At 62.1% G+C, this 18,502-nt stretch carries 20 protein-coding genes and 1 tRNA gene; 14 read left to right on the top strand and 7 right to left on the bottom strand.

From position 1 onward, the window contains the following. The 3 genes from EOA85_RS07435 to EOA85_RS07425 form a co-directional block, all read left to right on the top strand. Positions 1 to 949, top strand: a 949-nt coding sequence (locus EOA85_RS07435) for a lipopolysaccharide biosynthesis protein (protein WP_164759533.1), incomplete at its 5' end; no start/stop codon positions are given. Continuing rightward, positions 949 to 2,229 (top strand): GNAT family N-acetyltransferase, encoded by a 1,281-nt coding sequence (locus tag EOA85_RS07430; protein ID WP_127208917.1) that lies wholly within the window; start codon positions 949 to 951, stop codon positions 2,227 to 2,229. The genes EOA85_RS07435 and EOA85_RS07430, both read left to right, overlap by 1 nt. 509 nt (positions 2,230 to 2,738) lie before the next feature. After that, positions 2,739 to 3,347, top strand: coding sequence for a hypothetical protein (locus EOA85_RS07425; protein WP_127208916.1), 609 nt, complete (start codon positions 2,739 to 2,741; stop codon positions 3,345 to 3,347). A gap of 140 nt (positions 3,348 to 3,487) precedes the next feature. Here EOA85_RS07425 and EOA85_RS07420 read toward each other — a convergent pair. Then, positions 3,488 to 3,572, bottom strand: a tRNA-Leu gene (locus EOA85_RS07420). Between the two features lie 272 nt (positions 3,573 to 3,844). On the opposite strand from EOA85_RS07420, the gene EOA85_RS07415 reads away from it, so the two are divergent. Both EOA85_RS07415 and EOA85_RS07410 read left to right on the top strand, forming a co-directional pair. Beyond that, entirely contained in the window at positions 3,845 to 4,432 is a 588-nt protein-coding gene (locus tag EOA85_RS07415) for a YqaA family protein (RefSeq protein WP_127208915.1), read from the top strand. 96 nt (positions 4,433 to 4,528) lie between these two features. Beyond that, positions 4,529 to 5,047, top strand: coding sequence for a disulfide bond formation protein B (locus EOA85_RS07410; RefSeq protein WP_127208914.1), 519 nt, complete (start codon positions 4,529 to 4,531; stop codon positions 5,045 to 5,047). 153 nt (positions 5,048 to 5,200) lie between these two features. Here EOA85_RS07410 and EOA85_RS07405 read toward each other — a convergent pair whose 3' ends face one another. Both EOA85_RS07405 and EOA85_RS07400 read right to left on the bottom strand, forming a co-directional pair. After that, the gene (locus tag EOA85_RS07405) at positions 5,201 to 5,758 is read right to left on the bottom strand and encodes an HNH endonuclease (RefSeq protein WP_029348574.1); all 558 of its coding nucleotides are present in this window, start codon (positions 5,756 to 5,758) and stop codon (positions 5,201 to 5,203) included. Positions 5,759 to 5,886: 128 nt separating this feature from the next. After that, positions 5,887 to 6,528, bottom strand: a complete 642-nt coding sequence (locus tag EOA85_RS07400) for a DNA-3-methyladenine glycosylase (protein ID WP_127208913.1) — start codon at positions 6,526 to 6,528, stop codon at positions 5,887 to 5,889. 91 nt (positions 6,529 to 6,619) lie between these two features. Between EOA85_RS07400 and gluQRS the strand changes: the two genes are divergently transcribed. Both gluQRS and EOA85_RS07390 read left to right on the top strand, forming a co-directional pair. Next, positions 6,620 to 7,495, top strand: a complete 876-nt coding sequence (gene gluQRS, locus EOA85_RS07395) for a tRNA glutamyl-Q(34) synthetase GluQRS (RefSeq protein WP_029348576.1) — start codon at positions 6,620 to 6,622, stop codon at positions 7,493 to 7,495. Between the two features lie 146 nt (positions 7,496 to 7,641). Further along, complete coding sequence (locus EOA85_RS07390; protein WP_127208912.1) at positions 7,642 to 8,517, top strand: EamA family transporter; 876 nt, start codon at positions 7,642 to 7,644, stop codon at positions 8,515 to 8,517. Between the two features lie 70 nt (positions 8,518 to 8,587). Here EOA85_RS07390 and EOA85_RS07385 read toward each other — a convergent pair whose 3' ends face one another. Further along, the gene (locus tag EOA85_RS07385; RefSeq protein ID WP_095517782.1) at positions 8,588 to 9,439 is read right to left on the bottom strand and encodes a YihY/virulence factor BrkB family protein; all 852 of its coding nucleotides are present in this window, start codon (positions 9,437 to 9,439) and stop codon (positions 8,588 to 8,590) included. Between the two features lie 57 nt (positions 9,440 to 9,496). Here EOA85_RS07385 and EOA85_RS07380 point away from each other — a divergent pair, with 57 nt between their 5' ends. From EOA85_RS07380 to EOA85_RS07350, 7 genes are all read left to right on the top strand, one after another. Next, complete coding sequence (locus tag EOA85_RS07380; RefSeq protein WP_127208911.1) at positions 9,497 to 10,363, top strand: SDR family oxidoreductase; 867 nt, start codon at positions 9,497 to 9,499, stop codon at positions 10,361 to 10,363. Positions 10,364 to 10,386: 23 nt separating this feature from the next. Beyond that, on the top strand, positions 10,387 to 10,578 hold the full coding sequence (locus tag EOA85_RS07375) for a twin transmembrane helix small protein (protein ID WP_127208910.1): 192 nt from the start codon (positions 10,387 to 10,389) through the stop codon (positions 10,576 to 10,578). A 28-nt stretch (positions 10,579 to 10,606) separates the two neighbouring features. After that, on the top strand, positions 10,607 to 11,188 hold the full coding sequence (locus EOA85_RS07370) for a cob(I)yrinic acid a,c-diamide adenosyltransferase (RefSeq protein WP_127208909.1): 582 nt from the start codon (positions 10,607 to 10,609) through the stop codon (positions 11,186 to 11,188). Between the two features lie 25 nt (positions 11,189 to 11,213). Further along, positions 11,214 to 12,017 (top strand): rhomboid family intramembrane serine protease, encoded by an 804-nt coding sequence (locus EOA85_RS07365; RefSeq protein ID WP_065008479.1) that lies wholly within the window; start codon positions 11,214 to 11,216, stop codon positions 12,015 to 12,017. A 312-nt stretch (positions 12,018 to 12,329) separates the two neighbouring features. Continuing rightward, positions 12,330 to 13,079 carry an electron transfer flavoprotein subunit beta/FixA family protein gene (locus EOA85_RS07360; protein ID WP_127208908.1) on the top strand — a complete coding sequence of 250 codons (750 nt, stop codon included), beginning with the start codon at positions 12,330 to 12,332 and terminating at the stop codon, positions 13,077 to 13,079. A 24-nt stretch (positions 13,080 to 13,103) separates the two neighbouring features. Further along, positions 13,104 to 14,033, top strand: coding sequence for an electron transfer flavoprotein subunit alpha/FixB family protein (locus tag EOA85_RS07355; protein ID WP_127208907.1), 930 nt, complete (start codon positions 13,104 to 13,106; stop codon positions 14,031 to 14,033). Positions 14,034 to 14,150: 117 nt separating this feature from the next. Next, positions 14,151 to 15,029 carry a 3-hydroxybutyryl-CoA dehydrogenase gene (locus EOA85_RS07350; protein WP_127208906.1) on the top strand — a complete coding sequence of 293 codons (879 nt, stop codon included), beginning with the start codon at positions 14,151 to 14,153 and terminating at the stop codon, positions 15,027 to 15,029. 401 nt (positions 15,030 to 15,430) lie between these two features. On the opposite strand, the gene EOA85_RS07345 is transcribed toward EOA85_RS07350, so the two are convergent. The 3 genes from EOA85_RS07345 to EOA85_RS07335 form a co-directional block, all read right to left on the bottom strand. Next, positions 15,431 to 16,993, bottom strand: a complete 1,563-nt coding sequence (locus EOA85_RS07345) for an adenylate/guanylate cyclase domain-containing protein (RefSeq protein WP_127208905.1) — start codon at positions 16,991 to 16,993, stop codon at positions 15,431 to 15,433. 25 nt (positions 16,994 to 17,018) lie between these two features. Further along, positions 17,019 to 17,390: a response regulator gene (locus tag EOA85_RS07340; protein WP_031255744.1), complete on the bottom strand. Its 372-nt coding sequence runs from the start codon at positions 17,388 to 17,390 to the stop codon at positions 17,019 to 17,021. Positions 17,391 to 17,439: 49 nt separating this feature from the next. Continuing rightward, positions 17,440 to 18,502: response regulator (locus EOA85_RS07335; protein ID WP_164759532.1), on the bottom strand; the 1,063-nt coding region annotated here is incomplete at its 5' end.

Genomic DNA, 18,502 nt, shown 5'->3' with positions numbered 1-18,502 from the left:
CTACTATGTCGTGCCGTTCATTCTCGGCCTCATCTGCATGCCGATGATCGCCATGTCCGATCTGCTGCAGGGGCTGGCGCGGGCCAACTCATGGGCGCTGTTCGCGCTGGCGCCGACCTATCTGGTGCGGCCGGTGCTGATCCTGGCGCTCATGGCGCTGATGCTTCTGGTCGGCTTTGCGCCGGACGCCAGAACCGCGATTTTCGCCTCGATCGCCGCCGCCTATGCCACCACGCTCGGTCAGCTCATCGGCGTTACGACGCGCATGGACAGGAATATCCCGGCCGGGCCGAAGAAGGTTCATTTCGCGCAGTGGTTCCTCGTGTCGCTGCCGATCTTCCTGGTCGAAGGCTTCTTCTTCCTGCTCACCAATGCCGACGTGCTGATGGTCGGCGCCTACATGAAGCCCGACGACGTCGCCGTCTATTTCGCCACCGTGAAAACGCTGGCGCTGGTGCATTTCGTCTATTTCGCGGTCAAGGCGGGCGTCGCCCAGCGCTACGTGCAGTTCACCCATGGCGAGCCGGAAAAGCTCGCCGCCTTCGCCCGCGAAACGGTGTCGTGGACGTTCTGGCCGTCGCTGGCGATGGCGCTGCTGGTGCTGGTGCTGGGCGAGCCGATGCTGAGCTTGTTCGGCGCCGAATTCGTTGCCGGCTATCCGCTGTTGTTCCTGCTGGTCTTCGGCGTCGTCGCCCGCGCCGCCGTCGGCCCCTGCGAAAGCCTGCTCACAATGAGCGGCAACCAGAACATCTGCGCCGCCGTCTACGCCATGACGCTGGCCTTCAATATCGGCCTCAATCTGGTGCTGATCCCGCTTTTCGGCCTGTGGGGCGCGGCGATGGCCACCGCCTTCGCGATGATCTTCGAGGCCGGCGCGCTGTCCTTCACGGTGTGGCGCAAGCTCGGCATTGTCATGGCCATTTTCGTAGCCGCCGAAGGAGCCGCATGATGGCTGCCATCCCGTTGCTCGAGGAAACCAGCGGCGGCCCGGCCGGCGCCATGGTGTCCGGCCTCGCCGGGCTCGCCCGCGAAGCCGACCCCGCCCATATCGAGCTCTTGGCCAACGACCGGCCCGAGCGCAAACTGGCCGTCTACCCGGCCTCAGCCGGCTTCGATCTGGTCGAGGAACTCGACTATCTCTGCACCCGCACGATCGAGCCCAACGTCTTCTTCAATCCGCGCTTCCTGGCGCCCGCCATGCCGCGGCTGGAAGACCGCGAGGTGCGGCTGGCGGTCATCCGCGACGGCGACGAATACCGCAACCGGCTGCGCCTGCTGGTGCCGTTCTCGGTGGAGCGGCCGGGCGTGCCGATCGGCGTCCCGGTCATGCGCACATGGTCGAGCCCGTTCGGCCCGATCGGCACGCCGCTGGTCGACCACGACGATCCCGTCGGCGTCATCGAGGATTTCTTCGCGATGCTGTCGCGGCCGCATCTCAAATTGCCGAAGGTCTTCGTCCTGCCCGACATCAGGCTCGACGGCCCGGTGGCCAGCCTGCTGGCCACCGTCGCCGAGACGCGCGGCCTGACGCTGGTCACCACCGGCAAGGCCGAACGCCCGATGCTCGAAAGCGAGATCGACGGCGATGAGTATCTGAAGGCCTCGCTGCGCTCGCACCATTATCGCGAGTTCCGCCGCCTGAAGCGCCGCCTCGCCGACCTCGGCAGGCTGGAGCATGTCGTGGCGCGCGGACCGGCAAATATCCGCCATGCCATTGAACGCTTCCTGACGCTGGAAGCAGCAGGCTGGAAAGGCCGCGAGCGCACCGCCATGGCCATCGACCGTTACCGCGCCGCCTTCGCCCGCGAGGCCGTGCACCGGCTGGCCGAACAGGATCTGTGCCGCATCCATTCGCTGACGCTCGACGACCGCACCATCGCCAGCCTGATCGTCTTCGTCGAGGCCGGCGTCGCCTACACCTGGAAGACGGCCTATGACGAGACGCTCGCCGCCTATTCGCCGGGCACGCTGCTGATGATCGAGGTGACCAGGCAGCACCTCGACGACCCCAATGTCATGATGACCGATTCCTGCGCCGTGCCCGACCATCCGGTGATGAGCCGGTTGTGGACGGAGCGCAAGCCGATCGGCACCCTGGTCATCGGCCTGACGCCGGACGCCGACCGCCTCGCCCGCCAGGCGGCGTCGCAGCTTCACCTCTACCGCGAAACCCGCAACATGGCGCGCCTGCTGCGCAACCGGATGAAGAACTTGCTGGGACGGCGGTAGGCTGGGTGGTCGCGAAACCGGCAGGCCGAGCCTTCGTCATCCCAGGGCGGAGCAGGAGCGAAGCGACGTAGCGGAGACGCTGGGATCCATGCCGTTACCTCAGCCGAAGAATCCAGCGGCTCGGAACGGCGCTTGTATCCGCAACGGTGCCAGCTACCCTTCCAACGTCAGCGAACGGGGTGGTAGCGTTCGGTTCTGATCCGCAGGCGCACTGCCGCCATGTAACGGCATGGATCCCAGGGTCTGCGCCGCGTCGCTCCGCTCCTTGCTCCGCCCTGGGATGACGAAGGGAGGGGGTGTTTCGGCCAATCTCGAAGGTTTGCGATTCGCCGCAGAAAGGGACTGTGGACGTTCGGCCCGACCTGTCAAATCACTGTGTCGAGGGGCCTAGGTCATGAGGGTTAATTCTCCCGACCAGCGGAAAGGATTAGCATCGGCGATAATCTCGGCCGCGCAACCAGCATCATTGCCGCCTTGCGCGGCCAGAACAAAAAATCTGGGAGGAATGCATGACGAAAACAACTTACTTCAGGCGCCGCAGCATTCTCGCTTTGACTGGCCTCATCGGCGCCTGCCTGACTGCGGCTGCAGGTCAGGCCGCCGAGCCCGACAAGGCCGAGATCGATGGCCTGAAAAAATCGCTATCCAAGTACGAAGACTACAAGGCCGCCATTCGCGACCTCTATCTGTCGACGGTCGGATGCGTTTATTACAGCGGCGAAAAAGTGGCTGGCGCTATGGATTACCCTAAGGGCGCGATGGGCATTCATTTCGTCAACGTCGCGAGCGTCAGCCCGACACCAGATCCGACGCGCCCCAATGTCCTTATCTATGAGCCGTTCAACGGCGGCTTGCGCCTGGTGGCCGTGGAATGGCTTGTTCCGCTGACGCCCGACACCAAGGAGCCGCCGAAACTCTTTGGACAGACGTTCCAGGGGCCGATGGAGGGGCATTATCCGCTTATTCCGACGGAATTCTACCATTACGATCTTCACGCCTGGCTGTTCAAGGACAACCCGCTCGGAATGTTCAGCCCGACAAACCCGGACGTGAAATGCGACAATTACGCGTTTCCCATGCCGGAGCAGCCGACCAAGATGGTCCCGGGGCCGATGTGATGGCGGCCTGAGCTACGGAGTCCGAACTAATCAGGAAGGACTGGCCTCGTTGTGAGGAAGGACCGACCTCGATTGTGATTATCCCAGGATGCTCCTGGGATAACATCCCGCCGAGCTTTCAAGACGTCTCGGGTGGAAAATGGTGCCCCTAGCCGGGATCGAACCAGCACTCCTTGCGGAACTCGATTTTGAGTCGAGCGCGTCTACCAATTCCGCCATAGGGGCTCAGGCCGGGCGGCCTGGATTGGCGCGGACTATACGGTTGGAGGCCTGTTCGTCAACTGGCCAATTCCCGACATGCGGCCTTCGCTCAACCCCAGCCTTCGATCTCGTGAAGCTGCGGCCATTGTGCGGCGCGAAAAATCTTTCTAGACAGGCAGCGCATTGAAGCGCGTCGCGTCTCGAGAGATTCATGTGGCGCGCTTTTGGTCTTTGTTTTTATGCATTGTTATCCCAAAACCGCTGCGCATTTTGGGCGACGTGCATTAGGAGTGCCGATGCTTCGCGGACTTTACGACTGGACCTTGTCGCTGGCGGCCAAGAAATCCGCCGAGTGGTGGCTGGCCTTCATCGCTTTCGTCGAAAGCTCGGTGTTCCTGGTGCCGGCCGACGTGCTCTATCTGCCGATGGCGCTGTCGCGGCCGGATCGCGCCTATCGCTACGCGCTGGTCGCCACGCTGGCCTCCGTTCTGGGCGGCATCGCCGGCTGGTACATCGGCCACTATGCCTACGACACGATGGCGAAGCCGATCCTCGAATTCTACGGCAAATATGATGACTTCGAGGCGCTGCGCGTCTCGTCGGGCATCGGCTTCATCATCCTGATGCTGATCACTTCCGGCCTCGCCCATCTGCCGCCGATCAAGGTGGTGACGATCCTGTCCGGCGTTATCGGCGTCAACCTCCTGCTGTTCATCGTGCTGGCGATCGTGGCACGCGGCGCCCGCTTCCTCTTCCTCGCCTGGCTGCTGCGCCGCTATGGCGAACCGATCCGCGAGTTCATCGAAAAGCGCCTTGGCATGATCGCGGGCGCCGCCGCCGCTGCCCTGATTTCGCTCTATATCGTCGTCAAATACGCCTTCTAGCATGAGAAGTCCGGGCTAGTATGAGAAGTCCGGGCTAGAGCAAAGGTTGTTCAAATTGACCCATCCTTTGCTATGACGGGAATGGACGGTAGATCGATGACAGCGACCGTGAGTGCCGACACTGGACGCCAGCGCATGCGGACGGCGGTGTTTCTCGCCGTCGCCATGGCGGCCACCGTCGGCTCGGCGCTGGCCTTCCAGCACCTGGGCGGCTACATCCCGTGCAAGCTCTGCCTGGAGCAGCGCACCCCCTACTACACCGGCGTGCCGCTCATGCTGCTGGCGGTGCTGTCGTCGGCGCTGCGCTGGCCTACTTGGCTGACACGCGGCCTGCTGGCCGTCGGCGGCCTGCTGATGGCCTACGGCGTCTATCTCGGCGTCTATCATTCCGGCGTCGAATGGGCGTGGTGGCCGGGGCCGACCGATTGTGCGGCGGCTGCAGGACCGGTGGACACCGGCGGCAAGGGCGTGCTCGACGCGCTCGACAAATTCGTCCCGCCCTCCTGCGACAAGGCGGCACTGCGCATCCTCGGCCTGTCGCTGGCCGGCTGGAACGCCATCGCCAGTTTTGTCCTGGCCGTGGTCGCCTTCCGGGGTGCGTTTGCGCGCGATTAAATCTAGCGCGGCGCGAGATCGTCCAAGAATTCGGCAGGCTGAGTCGTATGGAGTGATTGTCGAGAACCGAAGCGCAGCGGACATTTGGGCCGTGAGCATCGGAAGCGCAGACAATCGCTTCAGACGGCCAGCCTCCCGAATTATCGGACGATCTCAAGGTTCGAGTTCGACATCCCAGTACAGATAATCCATCCAGCTTTCATGCAAATGGTTGGGCGGAAACAGGCGGCCGTTGTTGTGCAGATCATGCACCGTCGGCTGGTAGGGCTTCTGCAACGGCCACATCTTGGCGTGCGCCGGCATCATGCCACCCTTTCTCAGATTGCACGGCGAACAGGCGGCGACGACATTCTCCCACGTCGTCGCGCCGCCGCGATGGCGGGGAACGACATGGTCGAAGGTCAGATCCTCCGGCGTGCCACAATACTGGCACTGGAAACGGTCGCGCAGGAACACATTGAAGCGGGTGAAGGCTGGATGCCGCGATGGCTTCACATAGGCCTTCAGGCTGACGACGCTCGGCAGCTTCATCGAGAAGGTCGGCGACGACACGGCGTGCTCGTATTCGGCGACGATGTTCACCCGCTCGAGGAACACCGCCTTGATTGCGTCCTGCCACGACCAGAGCGACAGAGGATAATAGCTGAGCGGACGGTAATCCGCGTTCAGCACCAGTGCTGGAAGCCCATCCGGAGATACGGCAACCGTCACGTCATTGACCTCCTTGGTTCTAGAACCGATCGGCGCGGATACTGTAAGCCCGACATGACAGGGATGTGAAGCGGCTTGTCGATCAAACGCCACGCCAAAAGCGCCTGATTTCAATGCTTTTTGCGAATTCAGGCCGGAGGCGCGGCGTCCCTGCCCTTCAATTCGCGATAATAGGCCCAGAAAAGCCGCGATGCGACACCTCGCCATGGGCTCCATGATTCGGCGAGTTGGATCAGTGTTTTCTCGGGCGGACGCGGGTCGATGCCGAGCGCGTGGCCGACCGCGCTCTGCAAGGCAACGTCGCGTGCCGGGAAGACATCGGGGTGGCCGGCGGCGAACAAAAGATAGACTTCCGCCGTCCACGGGCCGATGCCCGACACCTTGATCATCGCCGTGATCGCATCCGTGGCGTCGAGCAAGCAGAGATGATCGAGGTCGAGGCCGTCGACCACCGCCTGGGCCACGGCGACCAGGCCGCGCTGCTTCGGCCGCGACAGTCCGGCCTCGCGAAACATGGCTTCGTCGGCGGCAAGGATCGCTTGCGGCGTCAGCGGATCCACCAGTTTTGTCAGCCGCCCGAAGATGGCGTCGGCGCTGGCGCGGGAAACCTGCTGCGAGACGATGATCGAGGCAAGGCTTCTGAACCCCGGCTCGGAAAGCCGAAGCGGCACCTCGCCGGCCATGCCGCGCACCTTTTCAAGACGCGGGTCGAGCAGGCAGAGCGCGTCCAGCCCTCGCGAGATGTCGTCGAGCGTGGCGATGCGTTGCATGTCTGCTTGTTCCCGGCGCAAAATGGCAGATGTAATCAGGCGCAAAGTAGCAACTGGCGAAAGCGCCGCACAACCCGATTGCGGCCGAACGATGACACTCCTGACATTCCGCTTCGCACCGAGCCCGAATGGCGAACTGCATCTCGGCCATGCCTATTCGGCGCTGCTCAATCAAAAATTGGCGAGAGCAACCGGCGGGCGCCTGTTGCTGCGCATCGAGGACATCGACACGACGCGCTGCACGCCGGAATTCGAGGCCGGCATTTTTCGCGATCTGAAATGGCTCGGGCTTGGCTGGGAAGAACCGGTGCGCCGTCAGTCGGATCATTTCGCGGACTATCAGGCGGTGCTCGACCGGCTGATCAGGGAAGAGCTCGTCTACCCGGCCTTCATGAGCCGTGGCGAAATCCGCGCCTTCATTGCCGCCAGCGAAAAGCGCGGGCGCGACTGGCCGCGCGACCCGGACGGCGTGCCGCTCTATCCCGCCGTCGACAAGGCAATGCCGATGAGGGAACGCCAGCGTCGGATTGCCGAAAATGCGCCTTTCGCCTGGCGGCTCGACGTCGATGCTGCGATGGCGCGCGTCGGGACGGACCTGTCATGGCTGGAATTTTCGGATGAGCGGCTTTCCGCAACACGCACGGTGCATGCTCGGCCGCAGGACTGGGGCGACGTGATCGTGGCGCGCCGTGAAATCCCGACCAGCTATCATCTCGCCGTCGTCGTCGATGACGCGCTGCAGGGCGTCAGCCATGTCGTGCGCGGCCAGGACCTCTATTCCGCCACCGGCGTGCAGCGCCTGCTCCAGGAGATCCTTGGCCTGCCGCAACCAAGCTACTTCCACCATCGTCTCGTCCTCGGCCCGGACGGACGAAAGCTGTCGAAGAGTCTTCGGGATACCGGCCTTGCCGCCTTGCGCGAGGCCGGCGCATCGCCGGCCGACGTCAGGCGGCTGATTGGGTTCTAGATCGGCGCATACGACCGCAAATATGAGCGCACCCTTCAATTCGGATGAGCCTATGGATCAACCGTTTGGTTTTGCTTGCTAGGTTGAACCGCATTACAGCAGTCGCGACACTCAACCCTCACCGATCACGCGGCAGCCTCCCGAAAATGCACAGCATCAAGCGGTTCATCCCCGCCTCCTTCGTCGTCCTGTGGGCGACCGGCTTCATCGGTGCGCGATACGCCATGCCCTGGGCGGAACCCTTCACCTTTCTCGCCGCCCGCTTCGTTCTGGCCGCCGTCCTCTTGGCCGGCTTGATGGCAGCACTCGGTTCCAGGCGGGCGACGCGTGCGGAAGCGCTCCACGCCACCGGCGCCGGCATCCTGATGCATGGCGTCTATCTCGGCGGCGTGTTCTGGGCCATCCACAGGGGCATGCCGGCCGGGCTTTCGGCCCTGATCGTCGGGCTGCAGCCGCTGATCACCGCGGTGATGGCCGGCCGATTTCTCGGCGAGGCCATCCTGCCGCGCCATTGGGCCGGTCTCGGCATCGGTCTGGTCGGTGTGGTCATCGTGCTCTGGCCGAAGCTCGGTGCGCTCGGCGGCGGCGTGACGGCCGAGACGCTGGCCGCCTCGCTTGTCTCGGTGCTCGGCATGAGCGCCGGCACGATCTGGCAGAAGCGCTTCGCCTCCGGCGGCGATCTCGTGGCGGCCACCAAATGGCAATATGTCGGCGGCGCATCGGTGATGGTCCTGGCCTCGCTCGCCTTCGAGTCGCGAACGGTTGTCGTCAACGGCGAGTTGATCTTCGCCATGGCATGGTTGGTGCTGGTGCTGTCGATCGGCGCCATCTTCCTGTTGATGGTGATGATCCGCGACGGCGAGATGTCGAAAGTCGCTTCGCTGTTCTATCTGGTCCCGGCCGTCACCGCGGTCATCGCCTGGGTATTGTTCGGCGAACAGTTGAACCTGGTCCAGATCGTCGGCATGGCGATCGCGACGCTCGGCGTCGGGCTGGCAACCGCTCAGCCGACCAAAGCATGATCCCGAACCGAAGGTCAGCGAAGCAAAAAGTGGGAACCGGTTTTCGGAAAAGATCATGCTCAACTAAGACTCAGCCGACTCTCGCGCGTGCCTCCAGATAGCGGCTGATCGCGGCATTGAGCTCACCGCCGAGGATGAAGATCGCCGACACGATGTAGAGGAAGACGACCGCGACCATGATCGAGGCAAGGCCGGCATAGGTCGTCACATACGACGAGAAACGGTCGAGATAGGCGGCGAAGATGGTCGACCCGATGAGCCAGGCAATCAGCGTGAAGATGATGCCCGGTATGATCGAGACGAAGCGGCGCTTGCCCGCAGGCAGCCAGTAATGCACCGCGAACAGCCCGCCGACGATGACGGCGGAGGCGATGATGTAACGCCACAGCGTGATCGTGCCCATATAGGGCTTTATCCATTCGAAATTGGCCTCGGCCAGCCGCCCCAGTAAGGGCGCGAAAACCACGAGCACGCTGATCACCAGAAAACCTGCCGTGGCGATCAAAACGAAGGCGATGCTCTGCACCCGTCGATAGATGATGCCGCGCGTTTCGGAAACGCGGTAGGCGCGGTTGAGCGAGGTGCGCAGCGCCTCGATACCGTTCGAGGCGAAGAAGGCGGCAAGCAGCACGCCATAGGTCAACAGGTCGCTGCGCTGCACGGTGAGCACGTTGAGCACTTCGCGCGCGATCGGCTTGGCGATCTGCTCGGGCCAGGTGTCGAATACGAGATGCACGGCGGTGTCGGCAAAAGCCTGTGCGCCGAGGAAGCTGGCCAGTGTCGTGGCGAAAATCAGAAAGGGGAAAAGCGCCATCAGCGCCGTGATCGCCAGATGACTGGCCATCGCCCAGCCATCGTCCGCATCGAAATGGCCGAACGCGTCATAAAGTACGCGTTTGAGGGCTACGATCTTCCGCAACAAGAACCGCGTTCCCTTCGATTGTCTCGACGCCGCGAATATGGGAAGGGATTGCTGCAAATGGCAAGCCTAGGTCAAACCACGCTTCCTCCCGGAGAAGAGTTGCGCACCATCATCGTCACCGGTGCTTCTTCCGGGATAGGCGCCTATTGCGCGCGAGCGCTGAAGGCGGAAGGCTGGCAGGTCTTCGCGACGGCGCGCAAGCCAGAGGACATCGCTGCCCTCGAGGCCGCTGGCATCGAGGCTTTCTATCTGGACTACCGCGAACCTGGATCCATCGAGACGCTGGTGGCGTCGGTGCTGGAACGGACGGACGGACGGCTCGATGCCCTGTTCAACAATGGCGCCTACGCCCAGCCCGGCGCCGTCGAGGACCTGCCGGTCGCAGCACTCAGGGAGCAATTCGAGGCGAATGTCTTCGGCTGGCATGACCTCACCCGCCGTGTCGTGCCGGTGATGCGCCGCCAGGGCCATGGCCGTCTCGTCCATTGCTCCTCGATCCTCGGCCTGGCGCCGCTGCCCTTTCGCGGCGCCTATTCGGCGTCCAAGCACGCGATCGAAGGGCTGATGCTGTGCATGCATCAGGAACTCCAGGGCAGCGGCATCCATGTCTCGCTGATCGAGCCGGGGCCGGTAACATCGAAGATCGCCAGCAACGGCCTTGGGTGGTTTCTCAGGAATATCGACCGTGAGAATTCCGTCCACCGTCTTGCCTACGAGGCGCAACTGCAAAGGCTGCAGGCCGGCGGCAGCACGTCACGACTGAAGCCTGGGCCGGAGGTGGTTCATGCGGCCTTGCGCCATGCGCTTCTGTCGCGGCGCCCGCGTCCGCATTATGTGGTAACGGTGCCGGCCAGGATCGGCGTTATCCTCAAACGCGTCCTGCCGGCATCAATGCTCTACCGCCTGCTTGCCAAACGCGCCTGAACGCAATCGACTGGAAACACACTATGGCAACCGTTTTCAACATCCTCGCTGTCCTCGTCATGGTCGCCGTGGTGATCGTGCTGATCCGCGGCCTCATCAACATGATGCGCGGCGGCTCCCCCATGACCTCCAACAAGCTGATGCAGACCCGCGTGCTGCTGCAGTTCGTGGCATTGGTGCTGATCATGCTGGCGGTGTATTTCACCCGCAAGTGACGAGGGTAGCGATTTCGGGAGGCAGAGCGTGGTCAAGCTCAACAAGATCTACACCCGCACCGGCGACGACGGCACCACCGGCCTTGGCACCGGTGAACGGCGGCTGAAATCCGATCTGCGCATTGACGCCTATGGCACGATCGACGAAGCCAATGCCTGCATCGGCATGGCCCGCATTCATACCGCAGCAACCCATCCGGGGATCGACGCGATGCTCGGCCGCATCCAGAACGACCTTTTCGACCTCGGCGCCGATCTGGCGATGCCGGACGACGGCAAGCCGCTCGGCTATGAGCCGCTGCGCATCACCGCTGTGCAGACCGACCGTGTCGAAAAGGACATTGACCTGCTCAACAAGGACCTGCAGCCGCTCAAATCCTTCGTGCTGAACGGCGGCACGGCGGCGGCGGCGGCCCTTCACCTTGCCCGCACGGTGGCACGGCGGGCCGAGCGCATCATGGTGGCTTTGACGCAGGACCCAAGCGAGCCTGTCAACCGCGAGGCGATAAGATACATCAACCGCGTGTCGGACTTTCTGTTCGTCGCCGCACGCGCGGTCAATGACAATGGAAACGCCGACGTGCTATGGGTTCCCGGCAAGAACCGCTGAATCTGCCGAGGCGGGAGGGGGTCCGATGTTCATCCCGCTTTATGACACCAACCGGCTGCGCCACATCAAGCAGCAATATGTGACGATCGGCCTGATCGCGTTCAACACGCTGATCTACTTCGCCACCGCGCTTGGCGGCGAGCAGTTCACCAACGCTGCTGTGCTGGGCCTGGGCTTCATCCCGTCCGTCGTCCACGACAGCGTCGAACTGGCTCCGCAGTTTGTCGTGATCCCGGAGAGCCTGAGCTACGTCACCTATTCCTTCCTGCATGCCGATATTTTTCACCTCGGCGGCAACATGCTGTTCCTCTGGGTGTTCGGCGACAATGTCGAGGACGCGCTCGGTCATGTACGCTTTCTCATCTTCTACCTGCTGTGCGCCATCGCCGGCGCCTTCTTCCAAGGCCTGATCGCGTGGGACTCGCAGGTTCCGCTGATTGGTGCCTCGGGCGCCATCGCCGGCGTGGTCGCCGCCTATCTGATCCTCTACCCCAGGGTGAAGGTATGGGTGCTGGCCTTCGCCCGCATCCCGCTGCGGATCCCGGCCTTCATCCCGCTCATCCTGTGGATCCTGTTCCAGATCGTGATGTTCGCCGCCGGTGGCGAGGATCAGATTTCCTGGGCCTGCCATGTCGGCGGCATCATCGCCGGGGCCGTGCTGGTGCTCATTTTGCGCAATCGCGCCGTACCACTGCTTGCCGGTGCTGAGGAAGAGGCAGTGGTGGTCGCCGGCCAGGTGCCTGTTGCCGCAGAGCCGGCGTCAAGCGACCCGCAACCGGCGCAGGCGGCGCCGCGCTGGGGACGGGGAAGCGCGTCCAGTCCGGACTGAACCGATTTGAGTGCGTCACGGATAATTTGGGCGCGCCTCGGATATTGACGTGCGGGGTCGCCGCAACTACGGAAGCTTTCCCACAATGCATGTCGCGCAAAAGTGTGCAGCGGTTTTGCGATAACGACATGCATAAAACAACAACCTAAAGCGCGTCGCGCGAGGCCGGTCAAACGCGACGCGCTTTAGGCGGTCGGACACTAGAATTCCGTCCGGAATGTCGGCTTTCGACAACTCTGAAGAGGCGTGCGCTGCTATAGCGCGCCCAATTACCTTGAAAGAGGTGGCTATCGTGAAAGAGGTGACAGGCAAATGAAGATCCTTGTGCCCGTGAAGCGGGTTGTGGATGCGAATGTGAAGGTTCGTGTGAAAGCTGACGGTTCGGCGGTGGAACTCGCCAACGTCAAGATGGCGATGAACCCGTTCGACGAGATCGCGGTCGAAGAGGCGATCCGGCTGAAAGAGGCCGGCAAGGCGGAAGAGATCATCGTTGTCTCGATCGGGCCGCAGCAGGCGCAGGAGACCTTGCGCACCGCCCTCGCCATGGGCGCCGACCGCGCCGTCCTGGTCAAGACCGACGAGCAGACGGAGCCGCTGGGTGTCGCCAAGGTGCTGAAGGGCGTGGTCGAGGCGGAAAAGCCCGGTCTCGTCATTCTCGGCAAGCAGGCGATCGACGACGATTCGAACCAGACCGGCCAGATGTTGGCCGCACTTCTCGGCTGGGCGCAAGGCACTTTTGCTTCCAAGGTCGTTATCGATGGCGACAAGGCCAAGGTGACGCGCGAGGTCGACGGCGGCCTGCAGACGGTGGAGCTGAAGATGCCGGCGATTGTCACCGCGGATCTTCGCCTCAACCAGCCGCGCTATGCCTCGCTGCCCAACATCATGAAAGCCAAGAAGAAGCCGCTCGACGAGAAGAGCCCGGCCGACTACGGCGCCGACGTCAAGCCGCGGCTGAAGGTGATCAAGACCGAGGAGCCGGGCGGCCGCAAGGCGGGCGTCAAGGTCAAGAGCGTCGCCGAACTGGTCGACAAGCTCAAGAACGAAGCCGGCGTGCTGTAAGCGATCGGGAAAGGAACAAGAACAATGGCTATTCTCCTCATCGCAGAACACGACAATGCGACCCTTTCCGACCAGACCGCCAAGGCGCTTTCGGCGGCACTGCAGATCGGCTCGGACGTGAATGTGCTGGTCGCCGGCAAGGGCGCAAACGGCGCTGCCGGTGCTGCCGCCAAGCTCAAGGGCGTGAGCAAGGTGCTGCTCGCCGAAGCCGACGAACTCACCGAGCGTCTCGCCGAGCCGCTGGCCGCACTCGTCGTCGGCATAGCCGATGCCTATGACACGATCATCGCGCCGGCGACCTCGTCGGGCAAGAATGTCGCGCCGCGTGTGGCAGCCCTGCTCGATGTCGCGCAGGTATCGGAGATCATCGAAGTTGTATCGCCCGACACCTTCAAGCGGCCGATCTATGCCGGCAACGCCATCCAGACGGTGCAGTCGAGCGACGCCAAGAAGGTCATCACCGTGCGCACCGCCTCCTTCCAGGCCGCACCCGAGGGCGGTTCCGCCCCGGTCGAGACGGTTCAGGCGGCGGCCAATCCCGGCCTGTCGAGCTTCGTCGAGAACAAGCTTTCCGAGACCGATCGTCCGGAGCTGACTTCGGCCAAGATCATCATCTCGGGCGGCCGCGCGCTGGGCTCCTCGGAAAAGTTCCAGGAAGTCATCCTGCCGATCGCCGACAAGCTCGGTGCGGCCGTCGGCGCCTCGCGTGCCGCAGTCGATGCCGGCTATGCACCGAACGACTGGCAGGTCGGCCAGACCGGCAAGGTGGTCGCACCCGATCTCTACATCGCCGTCGGCATCTCCGGCGCCATCCAGCATCTTGCCGGCATGAAGGATTCGAAGGTCATCGTCGCCATCAACAAGGACGAGGAAGCGCCGATCTTCCAGGTCGCCGATTACGGCCTCGTCGGCGATCTCTTCGTCATTCTGCCGGAACTGCAAAAGGCGCTTTGACGCCTTCTGCCAAAGCGTATTAAATTGTGAAGGGCGGGGTAGACGAAGTCGCCCCGCCCTTTTAGTTTGCACCGCACAAAAAGCAGGCCGCAAAGGCCTTTTGACGGGATCGGTGTAATGAACAAGATCGAGACGATCGGCATCATCGGCGCGGGCCAGATGGGCGGCGGCATCGCCCATGTGTCCGCGCTTGCGGGCTACAAGGTGCTGGTCTACGACATCTCACCCGACCGCATCGAAAAGGGCATCGCCACGATCAGCGGCAACATGGCCCGCCAGGTCGGCTCCGGCAAACTCGAGGAAAAGCTGCGCAACGAAGCGATGGCGCGCATTTTGGCAGCGCCCACCATGGCCGACCTTGCGGCTGCCGATCTGGTGATCGAAGCGGCGACCGAGGACGAGACGGTCAAGCGCAAGATCTACGCCCAGCTCTGCCCGCAACTCAATCCGGAAGCCATCCTGGCGACGAACACCTCGTCGATTTCGATCACCCGTCTCGCCGCGCAGACCGACAGGCCGGAGCGTTTCATCGGCATCCATTTCATGAATCCGGTTCCATTGATGAAGCTGGTCGAACTGGTGCGCGGCATCGCCACCGAGGACCAGACCTTCGAAGCGGCAAAGGCCTATGTGAACCATCTCGACAAGACGATCACCGTCTCGGAGGATTTTCCGGCCTTCATCGTCAACCGTATCCTGCTGCCGATGATTAACGAGGCGATCTACACGCTCTATGAAGGGGTCGGCTCGGTCGACGCGATCGACACCGCCATGCGGCTCGGCGCCAACCATCCGATGGGACCGCTGCAACTCGCCGATTTCATCGGCCTCGACACCTGCCTGTCGATCATGCAGGTGCTACATGACGGCCTGTCGGATTCGAAATACCGCCCCTGCCCGCTGCTGGTGAAATATGTCGAGGCCGGCTGGCTCGGCCGCAAGACCGGACGCGGCTTCTACGACTATCGCGGCGAGCATCCGGTTCCGACGCGCTGATCGGCGATACGAGCCAACGACATCGCGCGCGGTCGCGCTGAGTGAAGACCATGCGGCTGTTCTGTCGACAGCTTCGTGGCCGCGGATCGAAAACCGCATCAGGCCGATCCTTGCCCGTTTGCTCGCCGACCGCCGAAGCCCGATGGATTTGGCTTAGACCAGCCCGGCAGAGCGTTTCACGTCGAGCATTCTGCAGCCAAGTGGAATCACTTGGCGTCGCACAAATGCGGCTAAAACAAAGAGATAGAGCCCGGTTCAATCCAAACGCATTCCGCTTAGGGTCAAAACTCAATCAGCGGGCTGCCGCCAATGGCCGAGATGGGTGGTTTCCTGTCGTACGTCTCGTTCATTGGAACGCGCAACGAGCGCCATAATCGGACTTACGCGGCCATCGTCAGACATCAGTGTCGAACGAGATAGGTTTCCATCGTGCCGACGCCTCTCAGTTCCACAGTGCAGCGCGGTTCTAACTCCCAAGAGGCGTGCAGAGCGCGTCTGGTTGCCTCCGAGATTTGCATGCGGTCGGCTACGCCCTGGGACTCGAGCCGGCTTGCGATGTTCACGGTTTCGCCCCAGACATCATAGACGAACCGATGTCGGCCGATCAGACCGGCGATCACCGGTCCGGTGTGTACGCCGATTCGGACGCGAAAACTATCGCTGCCCGACGCGAAGAGCCTCAACGAGTCCAGCATGGATTTTCCCAGCGCCACGGTCCTGTCGGCGTGATCGGCCGCCGGGTCCGGAAGACCACAAGCGGCCATATACGCGTCTCCGATTGTCTTGATCTTCTCCACGGAATGCTTCTCCGCCAGCGCATCGAACATGCTGAACATCCGGTCGAGGCGCTTGATAAGGTCGGATGCCGGCAATTTCGCTGCGATAGGCGAGAATCCGACAATATCGGCAAAAAGGATGGTCACTTCCTCGAACCGGTCCGCAATGATCTCCTCGCCCCCTTGCAGCCGCGCAACGATTTGACCGGGCAGGACGGCATGTAGAAGCGAGTCGGCCCGCCGCTTTTCCGCCTCGATCCGCTGAAGATACTGGTGCTCGCGGTCGCGCCAACGCTTCTTCTCCAGACTGGAGTTGATCCGGGCGCGCAGCAGGACCGGATTGAACGGTTTAAGCAAGTAGTCGTCGGCTCCCGCCTCGATGCAGCGGACCACGGCGTCGACTTCGTTCAGCCCCGATATCATAATGACCGGGATGTGCCGCCACCAGCGCTCAGCTTTCAATCGCGAGAGCACCTCGATGCCGTTCATGTCCGGCATCAGTATGTCCAACAGAACAAGGTCGAATTCATATTCCGCAAGGCGAGTCAGCGCGGACAGACCTGACTCGGCAGTGACTACCTGATGACCGTCGTGCAGCAAGCGGCGCGAGAGAAGATCGCGGTTACTGCCGATGTCGTCGACGACAAGTATTCTACCGTTGCGTCCTGAGAATGCATCGCGCTCCGTCTTGCCCAGCGCCCTTTCGAGCCCTGCTGCATCGATCTCTGCCTGATCCGTCGTCCACAGCCCTTCGTTGTCGCTGGCGCGCGATAGGACGGCAATTGCATCGACATGCGCCAACAGCTCGGCCGCAGCCGCGAGCATCACCCTGACATCTTCGTCCAATGCGTGTTCGTGCAATTCTTCGGCTTCTTCAAGGATCATTTCGGAGTAGCCGATAATCGCGTTGAGTGGTGTTCGCAAATCGTGGCGCAGTTTCGCCTCGATCTCGCGCCCTGCATGGTCCGGATAGTCGGCTTTGCCATGGATCAAGCTGTCGATGAGGCTGTTCAATTGCCGGGCAGCGGCGCCGACCCTCTCAAGATCTGGAGTGATGTGCACCAGACTGTGGTTCTGCACCTGTTCTAGCAGCAGTTCCTGAAATCCCGAGATTGCCCGTGCTGGTCCAGCAAGCGTCTGCGCCAGATGGGCGGCTATTGCGTGGCGTTGGAACTCGTTGGCAGTCATGTCTCCAATCCGCCGACTCGGCGGCTCACGGATTTGCGGCAAGCAATTGTTCGATTTTCTGGACAAGCCTCGGCAGGTCCACCGGCTTGCTGTCGTAGTCATCGCAGCCGGCCTCAAGCGCCAATTCCCGATCGCTGGTCATAGCATGCGCAGAAAGCGCGATTATAGGGATCCCCGAGGTGGCCGGATCAGCCTTGATCCGCCGTGTCGCCTCCCATCCGTCCATCACGGGCAGGCTCATATCCATAAGGATCAGATCCGGTCTTTCCGAAATGGTTAGTTCCACGCCGGATTGTCCGTTTTCCGCAATAAGCACTTCGAACCCACGCCGCGACAACCGCCGCGAGAGCATGTCGCGATTCATTTCGTTGTCTTCCACCAGAAGGATTCTCGTCATCTTCGGCCTCTTCTAACGATGGGTCAACGAACTGAGATGCCGGGCCAACCTACTCGGCCGCGGAAATCTGGCGTTCGAGCGCCTTGACCAATTGAGACCTGCTGTTCGCGCCCTTGGTCACAACGGCAACCGCCCTATCGCGGAGCCATTCGAGCTCGTTCATCGACAGATCTTTCGAGGTAACTACGACCACCGGAATGTTCTGCAGTTCGGGCGTCTGCTGCATTTCACTCAATGTCTGAAACCCGTCCATTTCGGGCATCAGCAGATCAAGCACCACCAGGCGCGGCAACAACCGTTTCATCAGGCCAAGGCCGCGCACGCCGTCGCTTGCCTCGTGAACCCGCCAATCCTTCTTGATCAGGATACGCCGAAGGAAATCGCGGGAGGCTTGGTCGTCATCAATTACAAGCACATCGCGGTTGCCACCGCCGCAAGCCTCAATTGTTCGAATCAGCTTCTCGGTGTCGATCGGCTTCGTCAGGTATTCAACCGCCCCGAGTGAGAGGCCGAGTTCGCGATCTGCAAGTATAGTCGCAAGGATCACAGGAATCTCGCAAAGCTCCCTATCGTTCTTCAGAGATCGCAGCACTGACCAGCCGTCCTGATGCGGCATGATGATGTCGAGAATGATCGCCGCGGGGCGATGCGCTCGAGCAGCGGCTATTCCTTCCTCGCCGCTTGCTGCTTCGAACGATGCCAGTCCCGCCTCCGCCAAAGCGCTGGCGATGACGGTTCGGGCGGCTGGTTCATCATCTATGATCAGAACCGCCTTGTCTCGTGGCGGCAACGGCACAGCTTCGGAGGGGTGTTGCTCGCTAGATTCTTTTTTGAACTCGGCTGGAATCTCCATTGTGAAGGTCGAGCCTTTTCCGAGTTCGCTCTCGACCTTTACAACGCCTCCGATCATTCGGCTAAAACTCCGGGTTATGCTGAGGCCAAGCCCCGTTCCGCCATAGTTGCGAGTGGTGGATGCGTCCGCCTGCGTAAAAGCGTCGAAGAGCCGTTCCTGCTGCTCCGACGTCATCCCGATCCCGGTGTCGGACACTTTGAATATCAGCCAATCGCCGTTTGGTCGCCTGTCACGACGCACCGCGAGTGCTACTCGACCC

This window comes from Mesorhizobium sp. M5C.F.Ca.IN.020.29.1.1, assembly GCF_003997375.1.
Classification (GTDB): Bacteria; Pseudomonadota; Alphaproteobacteria; order Rhizobiales; family Rhizobiaceae; genus Mesorhizobium; species Mesorhizobium wenxiniae.
Note: the sequence above shows the minus strand (reverse complement) of the source record. Positions and strands in the feature narration are given on the sequence as shown.